Origin of the sequence: Allochromatium vinosum DSM 180 (genome assembly GCF_000025485.1) — a bacterium.
In the GTDB taxonomy this organism is placed as follows: Bacteria; Pseudomonadota; Gammaproteobacteria; order Chromatiales; family Chromatiaceae; genus Thermochromatium; species Thermochromatium vinosum.
In genome coordinates this window covers 223,436-250,027 of record NC_013851.1, presented here as the reverse complement: position 1 = coordinate 250,027, position 26,592 = coordinate 223,436, and the positions used below count along the sequence as shown (strand labels likewise).

20 protein-coding genes and 1 pseudogene are annotated in these 26,592 nt (G+C 53.7%); 4 read left to right on the top strand and 17 right to left on the bottom strand.

Going from position 1 to position 26,592, the window contains the following annotated elements:
- Nucleotides 1-62: 62 nt before the first annotated feature.
- The 12 genes and pseudogenes from ALVIN_RS01120 to ALVIN_RS17425 all read right to left on the bottom strand — a co-directional run bounded on the left by ALVIN_RS01120 (nucleotide 63) and on the right by ALVIN_RS17425 (nucleotide 14,195).
- Nucleotides 63-1,049, bottom strand: a complete 987-nt coding sequence (locus tag ALVIN_RS01120) for an NAD-dependent epimerase/dehydratase family protein (protein ID WP_012969466.1) — start codon at nucleotides 1,047-1,049, stop codon at nucleotides 63-65.
- Between the two features lie 356 nt (nucleotides 1,050-1,405).
- Nucleotides 1,406-3,034: a glycosyltransferase family 4 protein gene (locus tag ALVIN_RS16835; protein ID WP_012969465.1), complete on the bottom strand. Its 1,629-nt coding sequence runs from the start codon at nucleotides 3,032-3,034 to the stop codon at nucleotides 1,406-1,408.
- A complete protein-coding gene (locus tag ALVIN_RS16830; protein WP_223295283.1) occupies nucleotides 3,015-4,061 on the bottom strand; it encodes a glycosyltransferase in 1,047 nt (348 codons plus the stop codon). The genes ALVIN_RS16835 and ALVIN_RS16830 overlap by 20 nt, the downstream gene beginning before the upstream one ends.
- Before the next feature lie 41 nt (nucleotides 4,062-4,102).
- Nucleotides 4,103-4,687 (bottom strand): IS5 family transposase, encoded by a 585-nt coding sequence (locus ALVIN_RS16825; RefSeq protein WP_223295226.1) that lies wholly within the window; start codon nucleotides 4,685-4,687, stop codon nucleotides 4,103-4,105.
- Entirely contained in the window at nucleotides 4,578-4,943 is a 366-nt protein-coding gene (locus ALVIN_RS17880) for a transposase (RefSeq protein WP_223295282.1), read from the bottom strand. Before ALVIN_RS17880 ends, ALVIN_RS16825 begins: the two co-directional genes overlap by 110 nt.
- Before the next feature lie 19 nt (nucleotides 4,944-4,962).
- Nucleotides 4,963-6,846, bottom strand: coding sequence for a glycosyltransferase (locus ALVIN_RS16815; protein WP_190275514.1), 1,884 nt, complete (start codon nucleotides 6,844-6,846; stop codon nucleotides 4,963-4,965).
- Nucleotides 6,847-6,911: 65 nt separating this feature from the next.
- Nucleotides 6,912-8,579 carry a glycosyltransferase gene (locus ALVIN_RS17435; RefSeq protein WP_190275513.1) on the bottom strand — a complete coding sequence of 556 codons (1,668 nt, stop codon included), beginning with the start codon at nucleotides 8,577-8,579 and terminating at the stop codon, nucleotides 6,912-6,914.
- A 443-nt stretch (nucleotides 8,580-9,022) separates the two neighbouring features.
- Nucleotides 9,023-10,210 (bottom strand): NAD-dependent epimerase/dehydratase family protein, encoded by a 1,188-nt coding sequence (locus ALVIN_RS01115; RefSeq protein ID WP_012969462.1) that lies wholly within the window; start codon nucleotides 10,208-10,210, stop codon nucleotides 9,023-9,025.
- 38 nt (nucleotides 10,211-10,248) lie between these two features.
- Nucleotides 10,249-11,439: pseudogene (locus ALVIN_RS01105) on the bottom strand (SDR family NAD(P)-dependent oxidoreductase).
- A 34-nt stretch (nucleotides 11,440-11,473) separates the two neighbouring features.
- Nucleotides 11,474-12,487 carry a hypothetical protein gene (locus ALVIN_RS01100; protein ID WP_012969461.1) on the bottom strand — a complete coding sequence of 338 codons (1,014 nt, stop codon included), beginning with the start codon at nucleotides 12,485-12,487 and terminating at the stop codon, nucleotides 11,474-11,476.
- A 292-nt stretch (nucleotides 12,488-12,779) separates the two neighbouring features.
- On the bottom strand, nucleotides 12,780-13,793 hold the full coding sequence (locus ALVIN_RS17430; protein WP_012969460.1) for a class I SAM-dependent methyltransferase: 1,014 nt from the start codon (nucleotides 13,791-13,793) through the stop codon (nucleotides 12,780-12,782).
- A gap of 3 nt (nucleotides 13,794-13,796) precedes the next feature.
- Complete coding sequence (locus tag ALVIN_RS17425; RefSeq protein ID WP_012969459.1) at nucleotides 13,797-14,195, bottom strand: hypothetical protein; 399 nt, start codon at nucleotides 14,193-14,195, stop codon at nucleotides 13,797-13,799.
- A 147-nt stretch (nucleotides 14,196-14,342) separates the two neighbouring features.
- Between ALVIN_RS17425 and ALVIN_RS18125 the strand changes: the two genes are divergently transcribed.
- Nucleotides 14,343-14,474: a hypothetical protein gene (locus ALVIN_RS18125; protein WP_263053324.1), complete on the top strand. Its 132-nt coding sequence runs from the start codon at nucleotides 14,343-14,345 to the stop codon at nucleotides 14,472-14,474.
- A gap of 89 nt (nucleotides 14,475-14,563) precedes the next feature.
- On the opposite strand, the gene ALVIN_RS01080 is transcribed toward ALVIN_RS18125, so the two are convergent.
- Nucleotides 14,564-15,997 carry a coiled-coil domain-containing protein gene (locus ALVIN_RS01080; RefSeq protein WP_012969458.1) on the bottom strand — a complete coding sequence of 478 codons (1,434 nt, stop codon included), beginning with the start codon at nucleotides 15,995-15,997 and terminating at the stop codon, nucleotides 14,564-14,566.
- Between the two features lie 6 nt (nucleotides 15,998-16,003).
- Here ALVIN_RS01080 and ALVIN_RS16400 point away from each other — a divergent pair, with 6 nt between their 5' ends.
- Together ALVIN_RS16400 and ALVIN_RS01070 are read left to right on the top strand one after the other, a co-directional pair.
- Nucleotides 16,004-18,949 carry a glycosyltransferase family A protein gene (locus ALVIN_RS16400; protein ID WP_012969457.1) on the top strand — a complete coding sequence of 982 codons (2,946 nt, stop codon included), beginning with the start codon at nucleotides 16,004-16,006 and terminating at the stop codon, nucleotides 18,947-18,949.
- Nucleotides 18,950-19,095: 146 nt separating this feature from the next.
- Nucleotides 19,096-21,075, top strand: coding sequence for a glycosyltransferase family 2 protein (locus ALVIN_RS01070; protein ID WP_407637053.1), 1,980 nt, complete (start codon nucleotides 19,096-19,098; stop codon nucleotides 21,073-21,075).
- Here the strand turns inward: ALVIN_RS01070 and ALVIN_RS01065 are convergent.
- Complete coding sequence (locus tag ALVIN_RS01065) at nucleotides 21,038-22,036, bottom strand: glycosyltransferase family protein (RefSeq protein ID WP_190275512.1); 999 nt, start codon at nucleotides 22,034-22,036, stop codon at nucleotides 21,038-21,040. The genes ALVIN_RS01070 and ALVIN_RS01065 overlap by 38 nt on opposite strands.
- Nucleotides 22,037-22,092: 56 nt before the next feature.
- Here ALVIN_RS01065 and ALVIN_RS01060 point away from each other — a divergent pair, with 56 nt between their 5' ends.
- Nucleotides 22,093-24,018, top strand: a complete 1,926-nt coding sequence (locus ALVIN_RS01060; protein WP_223295242.1) for a capsular polysaccharide biosynthesis protein — start codon at nucleotides 22,093-22,095, stop codon at nucleotides 24,016-24,018.
- A gap of 17 nt (nucleotides 24,019-24,035) precedes the next feature.
- Here the strand turns inward: ALVIN_RS01060 and ALVIN_RS01055 are convergent, their stop codons facing one another.
- From ALVIN_RS01055 to ALVIN_RS01045, 3 genes are read right to left on the bottom strand one after another with little or no spacing between them, the layout of a single operon-like run.
- Nucleotides 24,036-25,115 carry a chain-length determining protein gene (locus ALVIN_RS01055; RefSeq protein ID WP_012969453.1) on the bottom strand — a complete coding sequence of 360 codons (1,080 nt, stop codon included), beginning with the start codon at nucleotides 25,113-25,115 and terminating at the stop codon, nucleotides 24,036-24,038.
- Nucleotides 25,112-25,801, bottom strand: coding sequence for an ABC transporter ATP-binding protein (locus ALVIN_RS01050; RefSeq protein WP_012969452.1), 690 nt, complete (start codon nucleotides 25,799-25,801; stop codon nucleotides 25,112-25,114). Before ALVIN_RS01050 ends, ALVIN_RS01055 begins: the two co-directional genes overlap by 4 nt.
- A complete protein-coding gene (locus ALVIN_RS01045; RefSeq protein ID WP_012969451.1) occupies nucleotides 25,798-26,592 on the bottom strand; it encodes an ABC transporter permease in 795 nt (264 codons plus the stop codon). The genes ALVIN_RS01050 and ALVIN_RS01045 overlap by 4 nt, the downstream gene beginning before the upstream one ends.

Here is a 26,592-nt window from a genome sequence, read left to right as displayed (position 1 = left end):
GAATAACATGACTCCCAGTTAAGCCATTGAAAGCAGCAATTCATCTGTCGATGAATCAAGGGTTACGCCTGCTCAAAAAACCAATCCAAGGTCCGCTCAATCCCTTCCGGGACTTCCACTTCGGTCCGCCACTCTAGTAGCCGCGCCGCTTTGCTGGTATCAGAGAAATTTCGCCTCACATCGCCCAAACGTGGTGAGTCATGCTGAATGTCCATGTGAGTACCGCGTTTCTCAAGCGCCTTGGCTAGCAGGGTCGCCACCTCGCCGACCGTGCGCTCCATGCCCGTGGCAATCTGGAAAGTCTCCCCGCCGACCGGCTGCTCCATTGCTAGCATCACGGCGCGCACCAAATCATCAATGTAGAGAAAATCGCGCGTTTGGGTGCCATCGCCATAGATAATGCACGGCTCGCCCTGCAACGCCTGCCGAATGAACTTTGCGACCACGCTCGATTTCTTTTTGGAGCGCGGCCCATACACATTGCCAAACCGCAGACAGATCGTCTCGATGCCGAAGGTGCGGTAATAGGCCGAACAGTAGCCTTCGCCCGCCAACTTGCTCGCCCCATAGGGCGAAACCGGATGCGGGGGCAATTCCTCATGAATCGGCGGCTCGACTTCGCCCGCTGGCGCGCCGGAGGAGGCGAAAATAAAGCGCTTGACGCCATTCAGGCGTGCTGCTTCCAGGGCGTTGAAGGTGCCGACCACGTTGCAGTCCATGTCTAGGCGCGGGTCTTCCACCGAAGGACCGACCCCCGTATTGGCAGCAAGATGCACGATGCAGTCTACGCCCTGCGCACATTGCAACAGAAAATCCGCGTCACGAATGTCGCCTTCCAGTAAGAAAACGCCCGCTGTCAGCGTCGCCTGTGCTAGGTCCGCCGCTTGCGTGGACTGAAACACGCATACCTCCGCGAGATCCGCCGGCGAGCCAGTGACGAAGTTATCCACGATGCGAATGTGAGCGGTGGGATATCGCGCCAGCAGTTTATGGATCAGCGAGGTGCCGATAAAGCCGCAACCGCCGGTGATGAGCACTTTGTTGTTCATAGACAAAAATTTGAAATAGTTGATGGTGTTAGGTGCCGGTAGTTATCGGGGGAATTGTCACCTGCATCGGAGTTAATGCATTTAGAAAAAGGCTAAGGTTCAGGTTGGCACTAAGGTTGGGCAACATGCCTAGATCGGGTCTCTATGGCCCGTAGGTCGCTCTAGCGAGCGGAGTGTTTCCATATTGTTTAGCACAGCGAGTGTCACTGAACCAGAATCTGAGAGTTCTCGCCTCCACGAGGAGTTAAGAAAACCAGCTGGGGCAGGTAACACTTATTCTGACACTGCGGGGGGGCGACTCACCATAAGAGCAAAAAATCAATTACTTAGCCTGAGCGCTGACTGCGTTGTTATTTTTAGGTGCATCTTTCTCCAAGTACTATACTTCGATATTCTTCACCCCAGTAGCTACTGTCGAATGTTTTTTCTGCGAGCTCACGAGACTTGCGCTGCAAACGCAAGAAAAGTTGCTGGTCATTCTTAATGCTTAGAACTTTTTCAGTTATATCATTAGCAGTGCGCTTGAAAATAAGAACATTTTTCCCGTGTTGAAAAAGCGCGTTACTTATTTCCTGACTTATTAAACAGGGAAGCCCGCAAGCACAAGCTTCCACAACAACGTTCGCAAAACCCTCACACGCAGAAGGTAAAATTAACCCATCCATAAGACCATAGGTTAGGCGTAACTCGTCGTGCCTCAAATAACCAAGATAGACTCGATTACCCTCAACCTTTTTTTCAAACTGTCCAGCAAAGTAAAAGCGAATATCTGGATCGTAATTTTCAATAATCTGCGCCGCACCTTCAATTAGTTCATGACCTTTAACTTTCGCACTCCTGCCAGCAAACAAAAAATTATTTGCTACCCGTTGTTTACGTTTTTCCTCTGGACGATAAAGATTAAGATCAACTCCGCGCATACACCAGAAAACTTTGCCGCGATCATTAGATAACTGTTTTAAACGTTGTTGTTCAATCGGAGATACAGCTATTACCTTGTCGGCCAATTGGACAGCAGCACGTTCCTGCCTAAGATCAAGCGCTTTTCGAGTATCACCATCAATATCGTCATATACCCCTTGCAGAACTCTGACAGCAATTTCGTTCGCGGGGAACCTCACCACTGATTTTTTCCCAAGAATATTTGCAGTTTTTGCAGCAAAATATCCGAAATAAAAACCATAAAATACATTTGTAAATATGTCTATATTGTATTGCTTTCCGATCTCAATACACTTAGCCATCCAAGCTTTAATTGTGTTATCGCAGACAGAATGAAAAGTAACATCATAACAATTAAGAAGACTATTCGTGAATTCAGGTCTTTTTGGTGCGCCATGCAATATGTGAAATTTACACCCTTTTAACGCTGTTAACAAAGACGGATATATAAGATCTATGTTCTTCAATCCAGTATCTAGGGAAAAAGCCCAAGGGCCAACAAATAAAATGTTAAGCTGAAAGTTTGCATGTTTAGCGTTTTGTGCCGATCTTTGGTTAAGATAATGTTTATTATCACTGGCACCACAAACAAACGAGCTAATAAAGTTAATTTCATTAGTGCTTAGGGGTATCGTTTTTATACTATTATCCAATAGTAAAAATTTTCCACCATTTCCACTTAACGTCCTAATCCGACCCAGAGGTTTTTGAATTTCTTTGTGAAGCTGATCGATAAACGCTGGCAAAAAATCTCTTTCAAAGATCGGATTATATGCAGATATTAAGATATTTTGACATAAGGTATTTTGCGCAGAATTAACGACTCCCAAAAAATTATCACCTTGATTCAGTCGGACAACGCGAATAAAAAAATACTTCAAAAAAGGTCTTATCAAATAAACTGCCTCACGTGGGCGAGACGTACCAACAGTTACCTCTATATTCAAATAGAAGTTATTTTTAACAATCGAGTGCAGAAGAGCAACAAATTGTGATCTATTTCCGTGATACCAAGCAATTAAATTAAATTTCCCATTCTTCATTATTTTGCATCCACTTTAAAACTGCATCAGTATCTTTTTGCCACTCTTTACGCAAAGGAACCGTTGTGAAAGAGGCAGGACTTCTAGAAATGCCTGTGTGAATTGGGTGGTGTCCAATTAACCAACCGAAGAGATAAAAATACACTAAAGGACAGTAATTAAGATCATGTAGTTGATATTTTGAAATATAATCAACCGTACAAAAGTTTTCCGACGGATTATACCCTAGCAACCATCCTTCGTTAATGTAATGAAGAAGTGGGTCTTCTCCCTTCTCCTTGACATGATAATAAGTCTCTAAATAAAATCGGTTATCAAAAAGTGGAGATTCTGACAGTAATGCATAGTACAACCGCTCAAGTTTTGTTAGTGGTTCATTTGAAAATTCCAGTATGTCAGACGCGTGTTTACCTTGGTATTTTAATGCATAAAGATATTTTCTAAAGTGCCTTAAAGATGAATTAGAACAGTTATTATAATCAAAAACTTCAACTTGTCTCAGGGCTGACATAACCATATCGATCCATTTTTTATTGATAACATCTGGATCAAATCGACTGATTGAAGCTTTAGCTTTTGACGACAGTTGAGTCCTTAAAGTATCTGAGCACATTACTTCTTCAAGGGCAACGGCTAGCGAAACGACTGGATCTCTTCCGTCGGCTAGCAAGCCATTTTCTTTATTTACTATAATTTCGTTTATACCGGAACAATCATCGAAAGCAACAGGGACAAGGCCATTAGCCATACCTTCCCTAATTGACAATGGACATCCTTCATATTTTGAAGTTAGCACTATAACATGATGTTCCAAATAACGGCGATACATGCCCTCGACTGAACTTTCACGAAGAATTGATACCTTTTCTTTTATGTTGAAGGATTCGATTGCACTTTTCAGATAGGACTCTAGCGGACCCTCCCCAAAAAGTGTTAAAGTCCATAAAGGGTACTTACTATGGATTTTAGCAAACGCTTCAATTAAAAGATCGACACGTTTCTCAAATGAAAAGCGCCCAGAGTAGATGATTCTAAGAGGCTGTCTAGAAACTGGAAAAACAGTCTTTTCTAGCTAGTAGCCAATTTATAGTGAATTTGATTATTGCAAATTTGGCGAAGCAACAACCGACTAGACGCCAAGTAAACTTGAGACTCACTTGAGGTTGGCTTACGCTCGTAATCTTTACTCAATCGACGCGAACGACCAAGCCAAGCGAATGTTCTTTCAACGACCCAACGACGTGGCAAGACATGAAAACCTTGGCGACCGGTCTGCTTCTTAACAATAGTGAGCGTACAGGCAAACTGCTTAAATACCCACTCAATCAGCTCTGCCCCGGCGTAGGCTCCATCCGCCCAAATAATTTTGACGGATTGGATGAGTAGAAATAAGCGTGCGATCACTTCGCGTGCAGCTGTGCCATCAAACATGTTGGCGGCATGCACCCACACGACAAGCACGCAACCCATTGTATCTACAACGATATGCCGCTTGCGACCTTTGACTAACTTACCGCCATCGAACCCAGAGGCCCGTCTAGACTCAGGGGTTCCCTTGACACTTTGGCTGTCGATGATCGCGCCTGTTGGATCTGGTTTTCGGTCTTTTTTTTTCGCGTAATTGCTCGCGTAAAGCGGTATTAAGATTTTCAAGCAATTTGTTATCTGTCCACTTATTGTAGTAATAGTTAACCAGTTTGTAGGATGGAAAATCATTTGGCAAATAACGCCACGGACAACCTGTTTTGTTTAAATAAAAAATAGCGTTCAAGATTTCACGTAGATCACTTGATCTTGGTCGGCCTGTTGTATAAGGCTCAAGTTCTTCGAAAATGCTTTCAACAATCTCCCATTCTTCATCGGAGATATCGCTTGGGTATTTTTGCGAAGATTCTTTTTTTGAAGTCATATTCACGACATGAGTGAAGTTAATTGACTCGTGAACCTTGCCATATTTTCCAAAAAATATACATAAAAATCAATTTCTTAGTTTTTAGACAGCCTCTAAAAGTGCCGTCATCTCTTGAGAGTTTTTGGTTAACTGCAAATTTTCCATCTGGAACAGGGCTTGGTATAACAGTAATATTTTTCACTCCGTTAAGCGTAAACAGATCAGCATAGGAGGGCATTAACACATGTGTTCGTACTGATAATTCAGCAGTACTTAGTAGAGATTTCAAGCAAGGCCAAATGTATCTGAGACAATATTCACTCGAACCGCGCATAGAGAAAATATAAGGTATACCCAAATCAAAACATGCAGCTGCAAAAAACTGCGCAATCCTTGAGCTGTGTACTATTACGACTAATTTTGGATTATCCCGTGCAATCATTCCTTTTATTAAACGAAAATGCTCCAATGACTGGCCCCTATCAAAAAATTCAAGATCAAATGTAGGCGGAACCCAGTTAAGATCTGCGTCGGGATTAAAGTCTTTGTTTTGTGACTTGTATCCAAAAAACTTTACTTTGAGCCCGTGCTCAAATAGGCCTTTAAAAAGATGCTTGTATGAAACTTCAATACCCCCAATTTTTCCAAGATCTCCTGCTCCTATAATAGCAATGTCGTACTTATGCTTATTACCAGGAATTTTCCTCGAAAGCTTGCCTTCACTTGCTTCCAGAAAAGTATAGAATTTTTTGTCAATTAGCCCTGTATCAATGTATAGTTTCCTCAATCCATCCCTAAAGCGTATAGCGTCAGATTTGTGAACCTCACATTGCTGGTTAAATAGCATGTCATTTTGAGCGTATTTTTGGGCAGAAGCGACTAATTCGGCCCACCTAGGATAAACCAGTTTCGGATCAAATTTTTTGGCAGAATCTAGTGCATTAAGACCAAGATTGCGCACAAAATCACTGTCTTTAAGAGATTTTTCTATTATTTCAGCAAGCTCCAATACACGCTTAACATTCGACGTGCTTTTAACAAGCATCCCGTTTTTATTGTCTTCAATTAGTTGGTAGACACCATTGCAAGTGGACAGGCCTATTGATGAAACTCCCGCGCACATAGCTTCGACAACAGAACTGCTGAAGCCTTCTTCTTCCGAGGTGATAATGTGCAAACTAGATTCTTGATATTTCTCTTCTATATTCCGCACTTCTGGAAAAAGGTAAACTTTGTTGGCCAAACCAGATGAGTTAATTTTTTCTCTTATTTCTTGTTCATAGCTTTTATCGAACGAGGGGCCGTAAATTGATAAGTCAAAACTTATCGAACACTTTATTTGACTGAGGGCATCTAATAGTAAGTGGAGGTTTTTGTTTCTTTTTAGCCCCCCAATGTTGATCAATTTATTCCTTTTATATCGCTCTTGGCTAGTATCACATTCTGGCGCCAATTTAAACGCGTTAGGAAAGCTAACAGCCTGACTCCTAAGGACTGCTGGGATACTATTAATATAATCTGGCAATGTGAACCGAATAATAGACGCGGCAGACAAGATACAATTACGTTCATGACTTGCTACATCTAAAGAAACTTTCCTGGGTTTCGACCAATTATTATCTATGATTCGTTGTGGGTTACTGCCTTCATGCATCACAACAGGAATTCCCGTATCGTAAAGATACGACGTTAATTTAATAACATCAGAACTCGCACTAAAAACAATACATACGTCAGGCGAAATTGATAGGATGTAGTCTTTAATGAAATCCCACGATCGGGATCTATCATATCCCATTAGCGTTACAGAAGGCAGGACGCTATATGCAGGTTCGCCCGCCCCAAGTCGTTCATAAAAGAGAAAAACGTCATGACTATTAGACGCTAGAAAATTGGCTACGTTGCAGGCTGTTCGCTCCATACCTCCCATTCCAAGAGATACAGTACGGCAAATTATAATGATGTTCATATTGTAAGTGTAAGCGGCTATTTTAGCGAAAGGCCAGTCTTATAACTCTGATATTTATGTCGGCAGTATATTTGCGACAGTTTTTTAGTACAATTTTTTTCATTTTTCTGAGTCAGTTGGTGAAGCACTTTAAAATCTATGCTTTTCGCTTTCAGTGCATCATCGCAATAGTCTTGAATCGTAGCTTTTTTACAATCTTTTGTATTCTGCAGCACCTTAGCATCAATAATCGAAGCTACTACATGCCTACCTAAGATCACATTGAGTACTGCTGTGTCACTGAATATCGACATAACCTCGTCTAGCCGAAGTTGGCTTAGCAAAAGTTCTGGGTCAATTATTATGAATCTACATGACAAGAAATCAAATAATTCCTTGAGATTTGTTTGTTTTATTTTATCCAGTGTCTTCGCTAGAACTATAGGCCGCGTGAGACATATATCCTTTTTATTAAGGATGCCTACTAGTTGCTTCGGATGATTCGTGACTACATATTTTTGTAACTGAATGCACTCGCTTTGACTTCGGTATTCACAAATTTTTCTTAGGTATTCCGTGAGAGGCTGTTGCCCGTTTATGTAAAAAGATGATATTAGTGCATACGTTATAAAATCTGGACAATTTGATTTGTCGAAGCTTAAGTTAGTGAGACTTTCATCTAACGGGGTGGCTTGCAGTAGATTACTGGACTCTGTGCCTCTTTTACCGCCCAAGGTAGCAAGCTCTGCAGCCATGATCGGCAACAGGTGATCGGCGAATATTTTCGTAAAAGAATACCTCTTTGAGGCATTGATATTAATTGTGGGGTTATGGGACGCTAAATGCGTTAATAACTTGCTGAGAGCCTCCGTTAAGGAGAATTCTGTTTCGTCAAAAAGTGGGATCTGTTCGCAGCCTTCTATACATAATCGATGAGCATTAGTATTGCTCGCAATGACTGGCATACCTGATGCCATCATCTCAATAAGTTTAAGTGACGGCGAATCTGTATATTGAGTATTAGGAACCCAAGCGATTCCAAAATCGTAATCAGAAAATTTTTGAAAAAGCTCCTTTTGAGATATCGCTGGCCGCAGATTTAATCGCAGCCAGGAATCCTCATGCAAAAGTATTTTTTCTCTGTACTGATCACTAACTTTATCCCCATAGAGGTCAAGAGTGACTTGCTTTTCAAGCGCTCCAAGCGACTTCTGTAAGAGAAAAACAAATTTATCGATTTCTCGCAGCGGGTTTAACGAACCAAAATAAATAGCATGGTATGGACCTTGATGATTTTTTAGCGCTTTCCTTCTATACGGTGGGACGGAGGCGCAATCTACACCAAGAGGATATTCATGATACAAAACAGCTGGGTTTTTAATCCAGGTTTCGATATTCGATTTTGAATAAGTAAATACTTTTGTTATATAGCATTGCGCACGCTCTCCGCGACTGCGAATATCTTCTCGTTTGTCGCCCTGCGCTAGGAGTGGAGTTTGAAGGTCAAGAAAGATCGGAATTTTTGGAAACTGGCTTTTTAGCGCCGCAGCGAGTTCAGGCCATTCGGAGTAGTTAAAAATATAAAGCACACAAGGATTAAAAGCCTTAACTTTTTCTATTATTTTCGGATAATGTCGTTTTGCTAGGTAGTCATATAACTCTATACTAAGAGTTTCCGGCGCTTCATATATTGTGTTGCCCGGCATAGGCTCTCGAGAAAAAGTGTATGTATCGCAGACAACTGATGCCTCCTCGATTAGTTTAAATGTTCCTGTTGTACCAAACATTCCAAATGGGTTTGCAGTAAAAAAGCATATACGCATTACTAAAACCTAGTTTCCATCGAAAGTAACTGAAATGCCGGTGACTTTAATAGTATTAAAGTTGCTGACGCGCTTTTCACAGCTTGAGCCACGATAGGCTCTTTCAAAAAGTCACCAACACAGAAATCGGCTGTTCATGTTGAACCGCTGGATGCAATATGATGCGCCCATTGGGCTCAAGTGTGGCACGCAGGGTTAGCATGATCGCATGCTATACACCTCTGTAAGTCGTTGAATTTTATAAAACACAGACTGGAACGTGCTCTATAAAAAATCAGCGACTTGCAGATTAGTGTGTAATGAGATGGGTTAAAATTCTGCTGCCCTCACCACTTCACACCACGGAAGATCACATCCTGACGGATGTTATCTTTATAGCCTGCCACCACCCGAAACATGCTTTCCATGACCTCTTCGGTCAAATAGTGCGGTTCTACGCCAAGATCGATCAACCCCTGATAGGTCGGGTTGTAATAGTGCTCCTCGGCCTCTTTGCGCGGATTCTCGATATTCTTGATCGTGACATCATAACCCAGCTTACGACCGACCCGCTGAGTCAACTCCGCTAGCTCATTGACGCTGAAGGTTTCCATGATCTGATTGAAGATACGCAGCTCACCCGCCTTGGCCGGCGTCTTCTCAGACATATGCACGCATTGCAACGTATCCTTGAGATTGAGATAACCGCGTGTCTGCCCCCCCTTACCGTAAACCGTCAGCGGATAACCCACAACTGCCTGAACGATAAAACGATTGACGATGGTGCCGAAGACCTCGTCATAGTTGAACAACGTCTTGAGCCGATCATCGACAGCCGACTCATCTGTTTCCAACCCATACACCGGTCCCTGCATCAAATCCGTGACCTTGAGGTTCCACATGCGCACACCGAACCAGAATAGGTCGGTATCCATGATCTTGGTGGTGTGATAGAGCGAGGACGCCTGACGCGGAAACAGAAACGTTCCTTTACGCCCCTTGTGCTCAATCTCAATCCACCCTTCTTCGATATCGATGTTGGGCGTACCGTATTCGCCCATGGTACCGAGCTTGATCATGTGCGTCTCAGGTGCAAAATCCCGAACCGCAAACATGAGATTATTGGTGACGAGCAGATTGTTCGAAACCGTGATATTCGCGTAGCGGTAATCGATCAGCGAATAGGGCGCCGAGGGCTGTTCGGCATAGTGAACCACGGTCTCCGGAATCCCGCTGAATGTCGGATCAACCGCCCATTGATACTTGACCCGCCCATCGAACAGACCACGCATCACCTCGGGATCGGTCAGATCACCGATGACGACCTTGATCTCATAGCCGGTCTTTTCGTGCCAAATACGCGCCCGCTCAGACAGACTCGGCAGCGGATAGAGCATCCCGACATCGAGTTCTGTACAGGCATTGCGGCGGAAATAGTTGTCGACCACAGTGACGGCATAGCCGCGCGCGGAAAAATACATGGCCGTAGGCCAGCCGAGATAACCATCACCGCCAAGAATGAGGATGTGTGACATGTCTGTACTCGCTTGAGTTCGCCGAAAGATTTGCGTGTTCAACCTGGCCAAATGCGCTGGGTTGGCACCGGCGGCGGATCGTCTTCATGCAACAGGTTGTTTTGCTGCAGGAACTCGCTGAGTTGCTCCTGCGACAGACAGGGTTCGTTACCCGAGTGGTAGGGATTGTCGACCGCCTTGGACAGGATCTCGGGATAGCTGTATTCGATTTCGCGCGAGATGTGACGCAACGCCGGCAGCACAGCGAAATAGGTCGGCAGCTCATAGGTGCGGCGGGTCTCCTCACCATTCATCAGCTCCTCGTAGAGCTTTTCACCCGCCTTGGAACCGATGACTCGGATCTCGATGTCCTCGGCGCGATGACCATAAACCCATCGCATTACACGCAAGTCTGTAAGTCACTGATTTTTTATAGAGCACGCTCCAGGCTGTGTTTTATGAAATTCAACGACTTACAGAGATGTGTAGAATGCGATGCCATAAACCGGCGCCAGTTGGCGAATCATCACCTCGGCTAGATCCTGAATGCGGATGACAGGCATCTTGGTGACGAACACCTCACCACCACAGGCCAGCGCGCTGGAGTCGATGACCAGGCGCGTCGCCTCGCGAATGCTCATGATGAAACGCGTCATCTCCGGATCGGTCAGGGTGACAGGACCGCCCTGGCGGATCTGCTCACGGAAGATCGGAATGACTGAACCGCGCGAGCCAAGCACATTGCCGAAACGGGTAGACGCGAAAATGGTGTCGCAGCCGCGCTGACAATTGTTGGCGGCCGTCATGAGCCGCTCGCCCATGAGCTTGGAGGTGCCCATGACATTGGTCGGATTCACCGCCTTGTCGGAACTGGTGAAGATCACCCGCCCGACTCTGGCCTCCAGCGCTGCCTCAATGACGTTCTGCACCCCATTGATGTTGGTTTGCACCGCATCGAAGGGCGCCCGCTCGCAGAGTACGACATGCTTGAAGGCCGCCGCATGGAAGACGATGTCCACCCCCTTGAACAGACGCACCAGTTTGCTGCGATCGCGGATGCTGGCGAGAAAGAAATTGGCGTTCGCATAGTGCTGATAACGCTGCTGCTGAAAAAACAGCTCGGACTCGTTGTTGTCGATGCCGATGAGCTCGTCAACGCCGTAGTCTTCGAGCAGCTGGCGCACCAGCTCGCCACCGACCGTCCCGCAGCAGCCGGTGACGAGGATGGATTTATTCTTGAGATGAAGCATGTCCAGTAAGCCCTTTTGAAAATTTCAGGTGTCCCTATGAGGCCGCCAACTCAGCGGTGCCGTCAGCGGTCTCTGGTTCGGCACCGAGGATGGCGGCGACGGTCTCAGCGAGATCGAGACCGGGGATCATCGCGACCTGGTGTTCGATACGGGCCTTGAGCCGGCTGTGGTTGACATCGTCTCGGACCTGCATGATCTGCAAGGCGCGCGCGAAGTTGGCCTGAGCCGCACCATAGCGCAAAGACGCGGCACAGGCGCGCCCGAGCAGATTGAAGGCACCGGAGGTGAGGGTCGCGCGCATCAGCCGGCGATCTTCGCCCCAGGCAAGCGCGAGCTGAGTACAGCGGTCAGCCGCCGCCATATCGCCAACCTGTTGATAGCCGGCCGCGATGAGGCGAGCCAGCTCAGCGCGCGCAGGATGCTGCACGAGGTCGGCTTTGTCGAATGTCGTGAGTGTATTCCAGTCGCCGAGCATCCAGGCCACCTTGGCCGCCTCCAGCGTGGCCTGGTCGGCCTTGGAATCAGTCGTTTGACCCAATGCCCTCGGCGTCGCGATGGTGTGAGCGGGCAGACCAGTGTCGTCGAATTGCTGCCGAACCCGCACCGGCATCAGCAACCCAAGATCCTGCCCCGGCGCCCCCACGGCCAACGCGGTTTCAAGACGCTCGCGGGCGTGACTTTGTCGGCCTGCGAGCGCATTGACACGCCCGAGCGTGTTATAGACCCCCGAGATCAGCACCCGCTTGATCAGGGTACGATCACAGCCCCACTCATACGCCAGATGCACCAGACGGCGCGTCTCATCCTGATGTCCGAGTTGCTGATGACCCGCAGCGGCCAACAGCGCCAGCCGAGCGCGACGCGGATGATGGGCGAAGCCCTCAGGGTCGAGCGTGGCGAGCCGGTTCCAGTCGCCGAACTGCCACTGGGTGAGCACGCGATCGAACAACTGCTCATCGCGCGGTAGCAAGTCGCCGGCATGAGCGGCGGGCGGCGGCGACTGACTCAGTGCGGTGGAAGCGGGCGCCGGAAGCGAAGTGGAGACCATCGACACCGAATCAGACGTCTCCACAGGAGACATCGACGCCACGCCGGAATACGCGCGCGCGGCCGACCGACGAGCCTTGTTACGGTTTTTCTGACGACTACGCTGACTCACTGGATCCACGTTCCTTGAGTATTCCCGGCGTGTGATCGAACGGGCGGATGATAGCAAGACACCGTCCAGTTGGCCAAGCCAACCGACAGGCTGTCCAGTGTCGTGCGGCAACACAGATAGCGCGCCCGTTCGGCGTGGTCGACGTAGCGGTCGTGACTGAGTACATGCCAATTTTGAATAATCACTGACCAAGTTCGTTGCGTAGCAGCAAGTCCTTGATGAGCTCGATCTGCCCCTCGGCTTTGTGTAGCTCCTCATCCAGGAGCGTCTGACGCTGATCGCGCTCGGTGAGTTGAGAGTCAAGCTCAGTCACGCGTTTTTGCTGCTCCTGCAGTCGGGACTTGAGGTTATCGATCTCGACTTGTCGGGCCTGAGCCAGCTTGGCCTGCTCGTCGCGTGCGGCAGCGAGCGCCGCCTTGTCCTTGGCGAGCGCGGCTTTTTCAGCGTTCAGCGCCTCGATCTGCTGCTGGCGCTCGGCGGCCAGCTTGGCCTGCTCGTCGCGCGCGGCACTGAGCGCCGCCTTGTCCTTGGTGAGTGCGCTTTTGTCTGCGAGAAACTGCTGAATCTGTGATTGCAGTGTCAGGCATTCGAGCTTGAGTGGATTGCGCTTGAGTATCCAGCACGGGCGGTCCGGGTCTTGAGTCTCGTCGCACTCGACGAGGTCGAACCCCTGTTCACTCAGCCAGTCCAGGATCGCTCCCGCAGCCAGACCATGCTCATAGAGCGGTTCGTGACCACAGTACATCGATAGCCACTGAAACCGATGGAGCTGACCGCCATCATACAAGGCTCGAAGGCAAGGGAACTCTTCCCCCGGCAGATCAACGATGAGCCGATGGACGGCATCGGACTCCAGCTGGAACGAATCGATCAGATCACCGATTCCCACGGCCTCCATCGTCAGGGTTTGCAGCCGCTTCAGACCTGGAAACAGCGCTTTCAGGCCCGTTGCCGGGTGAAGACTACCGGCATCGGGCAGATTGTAGCGATGGAAGGTCACCTCACCGGGCTTGGATGCCACAGCAAGGTGACGGACATCCACGGACTCGAGCCCTTGGACTCGAGCACTCAGTGCTTCGGCGAGCGACGGATCGGCCTCGACCAGGATCAGGCGCTCGGGTTGCAAGGCGAGGTGCGCGTCGAGCTCACGACAGGGGCCGGCACCCAGATGGATCAGTGTATCGATCGTCGTCATACATCAATATCCACGGCGAGTCGGTCGGCGCTCGGCCTTTCCGAACTGATGATAGTGGACCAATGGGTTCATGATTGAGTTAGCCACATCCGGGTTGCGCTCCAGGTAGAACGCTGTGTCGAACCAGGGAGCCGGATGGCGATTTTCCTGTATGCCATGGCAAACATAATGCTCGATGGCATCGTAGCCGGCAGCGGCGACGTCCGGATATTGGCTCAGATACCAAGCCTCGTCGAAGAGGCCGGATTCACGGATGATCGTCACATAGCGTTCGAGTCGCTGACGTTCCTTGCGCTTTTTACCGATGAATCCGCCTGATTTGAGTGCCGGCGGGCGCTTGTAACGACGGTTTTTGGGTGTCTGAGAAGACGGCGGTGTGGGCTCGGACTTTTCGGTGAGCACGGTCGCATCGGAAACCGTTTTCGTGTCTGCGTCCGAATGATCCTGAAGACCCTTCAACTCCTGATATTTGAGGAAATATTGCTCAAGCTCCTCCTGGACTTGATGGAGCTGTAGCAGCAGTAGCTCGTTTTCCTCGACTGTGTCCCTATGCGTCGCCTCGAGTTCTTTGTGACTGGTTTCGAGTTGCTTGCGGCTAGTTTCGAGCGCGGTGTGTTGGGCCTCCAGCGCACTCAGCCGCGCTTGCAGCCGCTCCAGCTCGGCGCCGCGCTCGGCGGCTAACTTCGACTGTTCATCACGCGCGGCCGTGAGTGTGGCCTTGTCTCGGGTCAGTGCCTCTTTGTCCTTGGCGAGTGCGGCTTTTTCGGCGCTCAGCGTTTCGAGTTGCTGCTTGCCTTGCAGAAACTGTGATTCCAGTTCCTCCTGGACTTGATGGAGCTGTAGTAGCAGCAGCTCGTTTCCTCGACTGTGTCCTTATGCGTCGCCTCGAGTGTTTTGTGACTGGTTTCGAGTTGCTTCCGGCTCGCTTCGAGCTGCCTGCGGCTGGTTTCGAGTGCGGTGTGTTGGGCCTCCAGCGCACTCAGCCGCTCTTGCAGACGCTTCAGCTCGACACCGCGCTCGGCGGCTAACTTCGACTGTTCATCACGCGCGGCCGTGAGTGTGGCCTTGTCTCGGGTCAGTGCCTCTTTGTCCTTGGCGAGTGCGGCTTTTTCGGCGCTCAGCGTTTCGAGTTGCTGCTTGCCTTGCAGAAACTGTGATTCCAGTTCCTCCTGGACTTGATGGAGCTGTAGTAGCAGCAGCTCGTTTTCCTCGACTGTGTCCTTATGCGTCGCCTCGAGTGTTTTGTGACTGGTTTCGAGTTGCTTCCGGCTCGCTTCGAGCTGCTTGCGGCTGGTTTCGAGCGCGGTGTGTTGGGCCTCCAGCGCACTCAGCCGCGCTTGCAGCCGCTCCAGCTCGGCGCCACGCTCGGCGGCTAACTTCGATTGCGCTTTAGCCGCATTGGCATTCTCTTGCACCAACCTTGCTTGCTCATCGCGCTCAGCGGTCAATCGACGATGAAAGGCTTGCTCACGCCGATACAGTTCGAGCAATTGGTCGACGTCCGGATCCGCAACAGCCGGACGCTCACCAAGCGGATAAGCATGTGCCTCCAACTCGGCTTGCAACAGTGCCAGATCCGATTCGCGGTCGAGCCAACGACGCGCCACCAGACGCTCGAACACAGGATCCTCATCCGCTTGAGAGAGTTGCTCGTCGAGCCGCAACATCAACCCTATGCGCTGGGCGGCCTCGACCATGGCCTGTGGATCGAGTCGTGCAGACTCCGCATCGAGTAAGAGTGAGCGTTGCCGATGGCGCCGCTGGAAACGCACGAGCCGATGCACGGCCGCACGCCAGCCATCGAGAAAGTCGGCTGGGTCCGCACCAGCCTTCAGAGCAGCGATGAGGGCTGTTTCCGGATCCGTATAAAACAGCAGGAAACGCGCTTGCGGATAGTGCTCGGCCCACTGGTCGAGCAACCAGAGATCGCGCTCATCACTCGACAGAATCGTATGCCCCGGCTCCACCGAGTCCAGCCAGGCACCGAAGCGCTCGAGTGGTGGTGCGCCGATCGACTCGACTGAAACATCGTGCGCTGCCCGTGCACGCCATGTTTCGAGGATTTCGTCGACACCCTCTGCAAACTGATCGCGCGCCAACGCCGCTAGCCCGCGAGACCAGCCACTGCGCGAAAAACCTGTCGTGATGACAAAATGTTCCATGAAACCGCCTGAATCGACCGGGAAACGCTGATAGCCGGTCATGGTACCATGCGCACCGTTCACGATAACCCCCCGAACCCGCGTATCCTCCACATGCCTCGATTCCGCCTTGTGCACTTGTCTCCCGGTCGGTGGCGCCACCTCAGAACACAGGCACGGCAACGCAAGATCGCTGCGCTGATCGCCCAGAGCCCTTACTTCGACGCGGATTTCTATCTGGCTCAGGCGCCGGATGTGGCCGCCCGAACATACTGGGTGGAGAATCCAGCGCTGCACTACCTGCTGTATGGCGGCCAGGAAGGGCGTCGGCCGAGCGCCTGTTTCAACTCGGGCTGGTATCTGGAGCAGTATCCGGACGTGAAGGCGGCCGGCATGAATCCGCTACTCCATTATCTGCATCACGGCCGCACCGAAGGACGCCTGCCCAGACCACTACGCGCTCTGACCTGGCATGAGCGACTGTGGTCGTCGGAGGCGATCGAGGCGCAGCGACAGGCGCTTCAGGAACTCGAAACGTTGCTCGACAGCCACGAGGGCTGCGCTCAGGAAGCGAGCGCTGCCGCTTGGTCGCTGGGGCGCTGGTATGCCTGGATGGATCAGTGGCCGGAAGCGGCGCGGGTGATGAAGCGCTTCAGTCAGATCGCAGATCCGGTGCCTGGTCATTTGGCGCCACATCTGCTGGATATCGATGCAGCCATGCGCGTCGGCGAATTCGGCCAGGCACATGATCGCCTGAAGCCATTGCTGGAGCGCCGGCCCGATCACGCGGATCTCTGTCTGCTGGCAGCGAACCTGATTCAGGCCGAAGCGCAGGACGATCGGGACGACACGGCCATACGGCAACGTCTCGCCTGGATCAATCGCCCTTATCTCGCCCAAGGTCTCGAACCACTGGGTCTGCGGTCGAACGCGAATCCATCCGCACCAGTCCCGATGCTCGACCGGCTCCGAACCGATACCCGAGCCACGCGGCGGCGAGCCGCTCCCGGAACGGACGTCCAGACGCTGGTGTCGATCATCGTTCCGGCCTGGAATGCCGCCACGACGCTGGAGACCGCGCTGGAGAGTCTTGTCCGCCAGACCTGGACGGATCTGGACGTGATCGTGGTCGACGATTGCTCCAGCGATGATACGGCGGCGATCGTCGAGCGCTTCGCCACCCGGGATCCGCGCGTCCGACTGTTGCGTCACGCCAGCAATCGAGGCGCCTATGCTGCACGCAATACCGGACTGGCCTCGGCGCGTGGCGCCTTCATCACGACCCATGACAGCGATGACTGGTCGCATCCACGCAAGATCGAGTCGCAGGTGCGCCCCTTGCTGGAGTCCGACGTACTGGTCGCGACCCTGTCGCATTGGGTGCGTACGAGTCGTGATCTGCGCTTTGGGCAATGGAGTACACCATCGGGCTGGATGGGTTGGGTGCATCGCAATGTTTCATCGCTGATGTTCAAACGCTCGGTCTTCGAGCAGCTCGGATACTGGGATCGGGTCAAGGTCAACGCGGATACCGAGTATTACTATCGGGTCATCAAGGCGTTTGGAGCCGATCGGGTCAGAGAGGTATTACCAGGCATACCCCTGTCTTTTGCCCGTCATAGCCCGACGTCCTTGACCCAGCACCCGGAGACCAGCCTGCGTTCCGTCTTCGGCGGCATGCGCAAGGCTTATCAGGATGCCGCGTATCAGTGGCATGCACAGGCACGCGCACCAAGCGATCTCTATGTACCAGCCCATCCGGACAAACGGCCTTTTCCAGCTCCGCCTGAAATCTGCCATCTGAATGATTCCTTGCAAACAGAATGCTCTGACACGACTGATTCGAACCATGTCGTTTCATTCGAAATCCAGCGACCCGACACACAAGAGCAGACATCAGTCATCCGAAAAGCCCTGTTTGGCCAAAAGAAAAAAATCGAAATAGTACTGCATGTCGGCATGCCGAAGTGCGGGTCAAGTGCATTGCAGGCTTATTTGAGTGGAGTGGACTTCGAAAAAGCCTCAAAGGGACGGTTTGCGTACCTGGCCCTCACGAAAGAGAAAAGAATACTGACCCCGCACGAACTCCATAAAATCACTTTACGGTCCCCGCGCCGATATACTTCATCCTGCTCCGTAGAATCATTCAAGACATTCTCCCCGGAAGACAAAAAAAACCTGCAAAAAAAAATTCGACACATCGGAAATCGATACGACAAAATTGTTTTCTCCTGCGAGGGCTGGGGATTCAATCATCGATTTTTCTCGGACGAAGACTTGTTCGCACACGAAGACTTCCGGGTGAGGATACTGGCCTATATTCGGCCGCAGATCGAGTGGCTGAATTCAGCATGGTGGCAATGGGGCGCCTGGACGGATTTGAGCTTCGACAAATGGATCGAAACCCAAAAAGGCAATCTGAACTGGAACCGCCTGCACCAGAACTGGAGCCAGAAGAACTGGGTCGAAGGTGTTGATTTTCGCTTGATGCAGGGTGATGTCGTACATGATTTTCTGGATTACCTCGGACTCGACCGAACTGAACGCCACACCGAATCGCCGCTGATCAATCAAAGCCTTCCCGCGCCTCTGCTAAGGCTGTTTCAAAGGCATCGAGAGCTACGCGCGGGGCCGCATGATTCCGAGACAGACTTCATTCTGTCCAGAAGATTGAACCTGGATTCCGGAAAGTCCCCATGGGTGATCCATAGTGATCTCGCAAAAAAGCTGATCGGCTTTTTTCTTTCAGAAAACAGAAAACTGAGTTTTTCCCTCACGCCGGCGCAACGAAAAAGCATGCTCGAAGACGAGCGCTGGTGGACATCCGAATTGTATTCATTGCGAGCCGCGAAAAATCCAACCCCAGAAGAACCGGACCTGGAAGACCTCGAAGCACTGGCGGTAGCCGCTCTTCGGGCCATCATCGATCTCGACAGGCAAATCCAAAAAACGAAGAACGCAAATTCCCTGGAAAGAAAAATTCGTAGTGCGTTTGGATCGAAATTCATTCCTTGAGCATGAAAATAAAAAAAACGGCCGAATCAGCACTGACTCCGCTTGAAAGGCCGCCGCACCTTACTTGCAAGAATGGCGTCTATGAAATCGACTCCATCCCCGCATGGATCGAGCTGACTTGGCAGGGTGAGTTGCCGTCGGGCTGGGTGTTGCTGCGAGGCCGTTTGATCCGCCGTGGACGCGACTTTTCGGCCCGCCTCTTCATCGAGACCGATGGCGCCGACTATCACTATGATCTCCCGATCTCACTGAAGGGGACGCTGCTTGAACTGATCGAATTACCCGATGGGGTACGCCGTCTGCGCTTGCAACCGATGCGTTCTCTGGGAAAATTCGAGCTGCATGATTGGCGCCTCGAGCCGGCCGGCTGGCTGAAACGTACCGCGTATCGCTGGCGGCGTGTCCTGCCGGTCTATGCCAAGCTGTCACGTCGACAACGGTCGATCCTGGGCCTGCGGCTGTATACGCCACTATTCGACCTCGAACGCGCCTATCGTCTGGCAGGCAACACGCGCTTTTATGCGCCCTCGCTGTTCTATGAGCAGTGGTTCGCTTTGTTCGGCCAACTGAGCCATCACGACCGTCGACTCATCCGACGACGCCTCCGCCGCTGGACCAGGGCGCGTCCGCATTTCGAGATCCATCTCGACGACCGCACGGATCGACACGCGGGCGCTCTGGCCAAAACCCTGGCCTCGCTCGAATCCCAACTCTATCGGGACTTCAGCCTCAACGGGGCGGCGACTGCCGGCACGCCTGACTGGACCCTCCATCTGGAACATGGCATGACCCTGTCGGAGCATGCGCTCTACTGGTTTGCCGAGGTCATCCGCGCGCACCCGGCGGCTCGCCTGATCTATTGTGATCATGACGTGCACGATGAGTCCGGCCAGCCCCGGAACCCGGTGTTCAAACCCGATTGGTCGCCCGAGCTGCTGCGATCGACACCCTATATCGGCCCAACGGTGATCTTCCATCACGAGACACGGCGGCAGTTCATGTCCGAGCACGGCCTGCCGGAGCCGACATCGAGCGCGGATCTCCATGCCTTGCTACTTGGTCTCTGTGAGTCGCTGAAGTCAGAGCAGATCCTGCATCTGGCCGCGCCGGTGTGGCATCTTCCATCAACGATTCGGATCGATTCGTCGCCGAATGTGGTTCAGGCCCACCTCGATCGTATCGGAGTCTCCGCCACCGTCAGCCCCACGGAACGCGGACATTACGACGTGCGCTATACGCTGCCCGATCCGCCTCCGCGTGTCAGCCTTCTCATTCCGACCCGCGACAAGCTGGAGTATCTCCGACCTTGCGTGGAGAGCCTGCTGTCATCGAGCACCTATCCGGACTTCGAGGTCTTGATCATCGACAATGGCAGCGTCGAACCCGAAACACGCGATTACCTCAACAGGCTCGTGGAGCGATCGCGATCACAGACCAATCGAGCGACGATTCGGGTGATTCGCGACGAACGCCCGTTCAACTTCTCGGCACTGAACAACGCGGCGGCTCATCAGGCTCAGGGAGATGTGCTCTGTCTGCTCAACAACGATACCGAAATCATCACGCCGGACTGGCTGGAGATCATGGTCGGCCATCTGATCCAGCCAGGTGTGGGCGTGGTTGGAGCCAAGCTCTATTACAGCGATGGACGTATCCAGCATGCCGGCGACACGGTCGGTCCTGGAGGCTGTGCGCATCATCTGCATGCCTTCCTCGATCGAGCCGACCCCGGATACTGTGATCGCGCGATCCTGGCGCAGGATCTGTCGGCCGTGACGGCGGCCTGCCTCCTGACCTGGCGTCATCTCTATCTGCAACTCGGGGGCTTCGACGAAGAACACCTGCCAGTGGCCTTCAACGATGTCGATTACTGTCTACGGGTCCGCGAACATGGGTGGCGCGTCGTTTGGACACCACGGGCCGAACTCTATCACCATGAATCCGTGTCGCGCGGCAAGCAGGAAGACCCCCGGAAGATCGCCCGCGCGGCACGTGAACTCGCGTACATGCGCCAGCGTTGGGGGGCCGTGATGCGGCATGATCCCTTTTACAATCTGAACCTGAGTTATCAACGCCCGGATTTTTCACTCAGTCATATGCCCATGGTGGATCGGCCCTGGTTGTAGATCCGGACCAGGGGACTGAGCGAGGCGCTGTCGCGCGCGCGCCGTCCAGCAGGCTTCGACGTAGAGGGACATCGCGCGTCAACCTCAGTATGGCATTGGTCCAGGCGTCCGGATCGAGCGCGACGACCCAGCCGTTGACATCATGCTCGATCATATCGGCGCAGACAGGACCAGGCGCATAGATCCCAACGGCGCCGGCTCGGGTGATATCGAAGAATTTGGTGCAGGAACGGGCGTGATTGAAGGGACTGTCGAGCAGCGGCGCCAGTCCGATGTGTCGCCCCGGCATGGCGATGAAGGCTCGATACGTGGGCCAGGACATGGGATGCACGACCGTGGTGCGCGGCAGACGCCGATAGAGCCGATTGACCCTGGAGGTTCCGATGATCTCGAAGCTCAGACGCGGCTCGGCCTGGAGCGCCGCCTCGATCACGGGGTGGAGCCAGCGAATCTCGGCCTCGTGCGAGGCGCTGCCGTGGTAGAAGACGCGAACATGCTCGTCGACGATGGGCGCGGGCAACGGTGCGGGCCGGATCAGCTGCGGCTGCCAGTCGGCATATTTGTCGCGCAGATAGGGTGTGGAGACCCAGAGGGCGGCACCCTGGGCCTTCAGCCAGTCGCGACGCCAGGTGGCCAGTCGCGCGAGCTTGAGACGATAGCGCCAGTTCGTGCCGCGCGCGGCGTTGAGATCGAAGAGATCGTCGTCCATGAAGAAGATGAGTTCGCCGAGTCGCGAACGATGGCGCTCGATGAATCCGGCCCAGGCGGCCGGCACATAGCGTACCAGAACGACACTGGCGCCCGTCAGTGCACTCGGATCGGGAAGCGATCGACTGAAGGTGTAACAGTGAATGGGCCGCCCGCTGGCCTGCAGAACCGGGCGCACGAAGTAATCGGTCGAAGGATTGGGACGCTCCTCGATCAGATGGATGGGAGCTGGAGATGATTGGAGTTCTTTCACGCGGGATCCTGCGGATTCCTGGGCTGGAGGTCGTGCTTGGAGAGCCTGTCGTCGCCGTGAGTCCATGGCGCGCTCGCCCGGAGCTGTCGGCTATTGCAGGCTGGGGCCTGAAAGCGACCTCGCGCCGGGCGCGTGACTATGCGCGCCGCCATGGTCTGCCCTATCTGGCGCTGGAAGACGGATTTCTGCGCTCGGTCGGACTCGGCAACCAGGATCCACCGCTGTCGCTGATCGTCGACGACCTGGGTGTCTACTATGATGCAACGCGCCCATCGCGTTTGGAAACACTGATCCGGCATCCGCTGTCCGACACCGAGACCGCGCGCGCGCGGTCCTTGCGCTCGGCCTGGTGCGCGGCGCGGGTATCGAAGTACAACCATTTGCGCGAAGAGCGCGAACCCCTGCCCTCCCCCGCCGTACTGGTGGTCGATCAGACCTTTGGCGATCCGGCCATCACCCATGGTCTGGCCGACTCGAAAAGCTTCCAGCACCTGCTGGAAGCGGCACTGGACGAGAATCCCCGGGCCGTCATTCTCGTAAAGATCCATCCCGACGTCTTCGCCGGACGCAAGCGCGGTCATTTCGATCCCGAGCGGCTCGCCAGGCTGGAGCGGGTGCGGCTGCTGACACGCGATCTGCATCCGGTATCGCTCCTGGAACGGGTCGAGACGGTTTACACGGTCACCTCACAGCTCGGCTTCGAAGCGCTGCTCTGGGGGCGGCGGGCGCGTGTCTTCGGGATGCCATTCTACGCCGGCTGGGGGCTGACCGAGGACGAGTTGCCCAGGCTGGAACGACGGGCGCCGGTCGGCCTGGAGTCCCTGATCCATGGAGCACTGATCGCCGCTCCACGTTATCTGGATCCTGAAACCGGCGAACGCTGCGAGATCGAGCGCGTGCTGGAGTGGATGGGTTTGCAGCGACGGATGCGCGAGCGCTTTCCCGAAACGATCCGGGCACTGAATTTTTCGGCTTGGAAACGTCCGCTGGTACGACGCTTCATGCAGGGGAGCCGGGTCGAATTCGAGACCAGACCTCATGATGCAAGACAGATCAAGGGCGATGCTCGCATCCCGTTGGCGGTGTGGGGTCTGGCGGCGGCGCCCGAAGGTCGGACCATCCTGCGCCTGGAGGATGGCTTCTTGCGCTCGGTGGGCCTGGGGGCGGATCTGGTCGAGCCGTTGTCCTGGGTCATCGATCAGCGTGGGCTCTACTATGATCCGAGCCGACCCTCAGATCTGGAGATCCTGCTCGAAACCCAGGTCTTCGACGAGGCGCTACTGGAGCGTGCGCGAAGATTGCGCGAGCGGATCGTCGCCTCGGGCTTGACCAAGTACAACGTCGGCGCGGCGCACTGGCAACGTCCGGCGACCGCCAGACGGGTGATCCTGGTGCCGGGACAGGTGGAGACGGATGCCTCGATCCGGCTCGGCGCGCCTGGCATCCGGCACAATCTGGAGCTGTTGCGGGCCGTGCGCGAAGCCCATCCCGACGCCTATGTTCTCTACAAGCCGCATCCGGATGTCACGGCCGGCTTGCGCGCGGCTGGTGAGCACGAGTCTGCCGCACGCACTTGGTGTGACGAACTGATCGTCGATGTGCCCATGGCGACCTTGCTCGATGCGGTCGATGAACTGCATGTACTCACCTCGCTGGCAGGCTTCGAGGCGCTGCTGCGCGGCAAACGGGTCGTCTGTCATGGTCAGCCGTTCTATGCCGGCTGGGGGCTGACCGAGGACCGTTTGCCCCCGGCGCGCCGCACGCGTCGCCTGTCGCTGGAGATGTTGGTGGCCGGCGCGCTTCTGCTCTATCCGACCTATGTCAGTCGGGTGACGAGCCGCTTCACGACCGCCGAGCACGCGCTCGACGAGCTGCTGGAATGGCGCGCGCGGGGCGAGCGACTGACGTTTTGGCGCCGGGTGTTCGTGCGTCCGGTGCTGGGACGGCTGGCCGCCCTGCGCGACCGGCGTCCAAGCGGCTGAGCCGGCGCCGGATGGCGTCAATCCTTGTGGTCGCGGATGATGGCCAGCAGTAATTGCAGGATGATACCGGTGAGCGCGGCCAGGATGGCGAACACTGTGATGTTGTAGAGCCGGCGCGGCTGTGTCGAATATTCCGGCAAGGTCGGCGTTTGCAGGACCGAGACCTGCTTGAGCGCGCGTGCGGCCTCGACACGGGTATTCTCGAGCGCGGTCACGGCGCTGGAGTAGAGTTCGTTGGAGAACTCGTACTGCAAGCGCAGGAGTTCGTATTCGGCCGCGAGCCGGTTGAGCGCATCGCCCGAGGCGCGCGCGAGCCGGGCACGCTCGGTGGCGATCTGCTCACGCATCCCCTTGATCTCGCTGTCGAGTTTCATCATCTCGGGAGCGCGTTCGCTCTGTGAGACGCTGAGCGCCGCCTTGCGCGCCTGAAGCCCGGCGAGCTCACCCTCCAGCTTGGCGATCACGCCGCTGAGACTGCCAACGGTCTCGGTCGGCGAGACTAGGCCGTGTTCGTTCTGATAGCTCAGCATGCGCTCGCTATCCTCGAGCATGCGCTGATGCAGAACCTCGACCTGCTTCTCGATGAAGTGCACCTGCTCCTCAGCGAGCCTGTGGCCCATGACGTTCATGTGCTCCTCACCGGCCTCCAGCAGCAAAGCGACGATACGCTGCGCCATCCCGGGGTCATAGGCCTGGGCGCTGATACGCAGCACCTGAGCATACTCATCGAACTCGATCGAGAGACGCTTGAGCACATAACGATGAAAGGTCTCGGTCGGCACATCGGGCGCCGACAAGCGCGAAAACCAGTCGATATCGGAATTGGAATAGTGCGCACGCAGGTCGAGTTCAGTCTGGAGTCGCGCGAGCATGTCGGTCGAACGCATGAAGTCACGCAGGATCAGCAGATCGTTGTTGCTCATGCCCCGGAGAATCGCCGACAGACCGACATCGGGCTTGCTGATCTGCGCACTCAACAACACGACATTGGCACGCGAGACGAAACGATCGCTGGCAATGAAAGACCAATAGAGGGTCGCACCGAGAACGAAGAACAGGATCACTGTCCACAGCGGATTTTGGCGCAATGGCTTCATGCGGCTTTCCGTGGTTTGACTTGCCCGATACTCTCATGATAAGCCGCCAGCGCATCGGCGATGTCATCGAACCAGATCGCCTCGCCCTTACGCAGCCAGAGACCCGCCTGGCAGAGATCGCGCAGAATGCCCTCACTGTGCGAGACCATGATGATACTGGCCTTGCCGACCCGCTCGTCGAAGGCCTGCTTGGCCTTGGCCTTGAACGAGGCGTCACCGGTGGCTGTGGCTTCGTCGGAGAGATAGACGTCGAATTCGAAGGCCAGTGACAGCCCAAAAGCGAGACGACTGCGCATGCCACTGGAATAGGTCTTGATCGGCTCATCGAACGCCTTGCCGATCTCGGCGAAGTCCTGTACGAAATCGACCACTTGCTGGATGCGGTCTGTATCACCATGGATGCGAGCAATGAACTTGACGTTCTGGCGTCCGGTCATGGATCCCTGGAACCCACCGGTCAAACCGATCGGCCATGACACACGGCAACGGCGAATCACCTCGCCGCGATCAGGATGATCCATACCGCCGATCAGACGCAACAGCGTCGATTTGCCCACGCCATTGCCCCCCACGACACCGAGACTCACACTAGGCGGCAAGTGGAAATTCACATCACGCAAGACCCAGTCGGCCGCCTGATGATTACGCGTGTGATAGCGTTTGTAGACGCTCCTGACTTCGATCATTGCGCTTTGAGTCTCGATTCGAATCGCCGATGCAATGCCAACCCAAGCGCGAGCATGGTCAGACTCCAGTGCCACAGATAGTCGAGGCTCACGCCCGAGATGGCTGTGTATCCCGGGAAGAATTCGAGACGCAGCAGTTCCACACCATGCAGCATCGGGTTGTAGAGCAGATACACCTGGATGGAATGCGGCATGGTTTGAATTGGAAAGATTGCGCCGGACAATATGAACATCGGCAGCATCAGCATAGCGACGACATGCTGGGTATCAGGTACGAGTCGCACGACAACCGACATGACCATCGCTCCCCCCACCCCCAGGAGCCAGATCGAGCACCAGAGAAAGAGCGCACCCAGCGGATCATCAGGCAAGACATCCATCCCGAGCAGTACGCCTATGACCATCAGAATCAGCAGCACCACACTCTTGAGTACCGCCTCCATGGTGCTGCGCACCAGCACTGGATCGATGGGTTTGACCTGACGGTAAGCAAAGAGCGCCTGATTGGCCTCGATGGCGGTCAACGAGCGTGTAAAAGACTCACGAAAGAGAAAGAAGGCGGTGATACCGACGATCAGCCAGGGAATGAATTCCGCCCCCGTGACCAAGCGCATCCGCCCCATCATCTCGCGAATACCCACCATGATGGCAATGAAAGCCACGGGTTCGGCCAGCATCCAGAACCAGCCCAATCGGTTGCCCATGGTCCGCGCCAGCACCTCACGCATGAACAGCGCATGCCAGACACTCCAGGTGACCTGCCAGGGCGATCTTATGCCGGTACTACTCAT

Excerpts from the sequence above, each read along its gene's own strand:
- ALVIN_RS01120 (WP_012969466.1), bottom strand. The coding sequence starts at position 1,049 with ATGAACAACAAAGTGCTCATCACCGGCGGTTGCGGCTTTATCGGCACC.
- ALVIN_RS16835 (WP_012969465.1), bottom strand. The coding sequence starts at position 3,034 with ATGAAGAATGGGAAATTTAATTTAATTGCTTGGTATCACGGAAATAGA.
- ALVIN_RS17880 (WP_223295282.1), bottom strand. The coding sequence starts at position 4,943 with ATGACTTCAAAAAAAGAATCTTCGCAAAAATACCCAAGCGATATCTCC.
- ALVIN_RS16815 (WP_190275514.1), bottom strand. The coding sequence starts at position 6,846 with ATGGAGCGAACAGCCTGCAACGTAGCCAATTTTCTAGCGTCTAATAGT.
- ALVIN_RS17435 (WP_190275513.1), bottom strand. The coding sequence starts at position 8,579 with ATGCCGGGCAACACAATATATGAAGCGCCGGAAACTCTTAGTATAGAG.
- ALVIN_RS01115 (WP_012969462.1), bottom strand. The coding sequence starts at position 10,210 with ATGTCACACATCCTCATTCTTGGCGGTGATGGTTATCTCGGCTGGCCT.
- ALVIN_RS01100 (WP_012969461.1), bottom strand. The coding sequence starts at position 12,487 with ATGGTCTCCACTTCGCTTCCGGCGCCCGCTTCCACCGCACTGAGTCAG.
- ALVIN_RS17430 (WP_012969460.1), bottom strand. The coding sequence starts at position 13,793 with ATGACGACGATCGATACACTGATCCATCTGGGTGCCGGCCCCTGTCGT.
- ALVIN_RS18125 (WP_263053324.1), top strand. The coding sequence starts at position 14,343 with ATGCGTCGCCTCGAGTTCTTTGTGACTGGTTTCGAGTTGCTTGCGGCT.
- ALVIN_RS01080 (WP_012969458.1), bottom strand. The coding sequence starts at position 15,997 with ATGACCGGCTATCAGCGTTTCCCGGTCGATTCAGGCGGTTTCATGGAA.
- ALVIN_RS16400 (WP_012969457.1), top strand. The coding sequence starts at position 16,004 with ATGCGCACCGTTCACGATAACCCCCCGAACCCGCGTATCCTCCACATG.
- ALVIN_RS01055 (WP_012969453.1), bottom strand. The coding sequence starts at position 25,115 with ATGAAGCCATTGCGCCAAAATCCGCTGTGGACAGTGATCCTGTTCTTC.
- ALVIN_RS01050 (WP_012969452.1), bottom strand. The coding sequence starts at position 25,801 with ATGATCGAAGTCAGGAGCGTCTACAAACGCTATCACACGCGTAATCAT.
- ALVIN_RS01045 (WP_012969451.1), bottom strand. The coding sequence starts at position 26,592 with ATGAGTAGTACCGGCATAAGATCGCCCTGGCAGGTCACCTGGAGTGTC.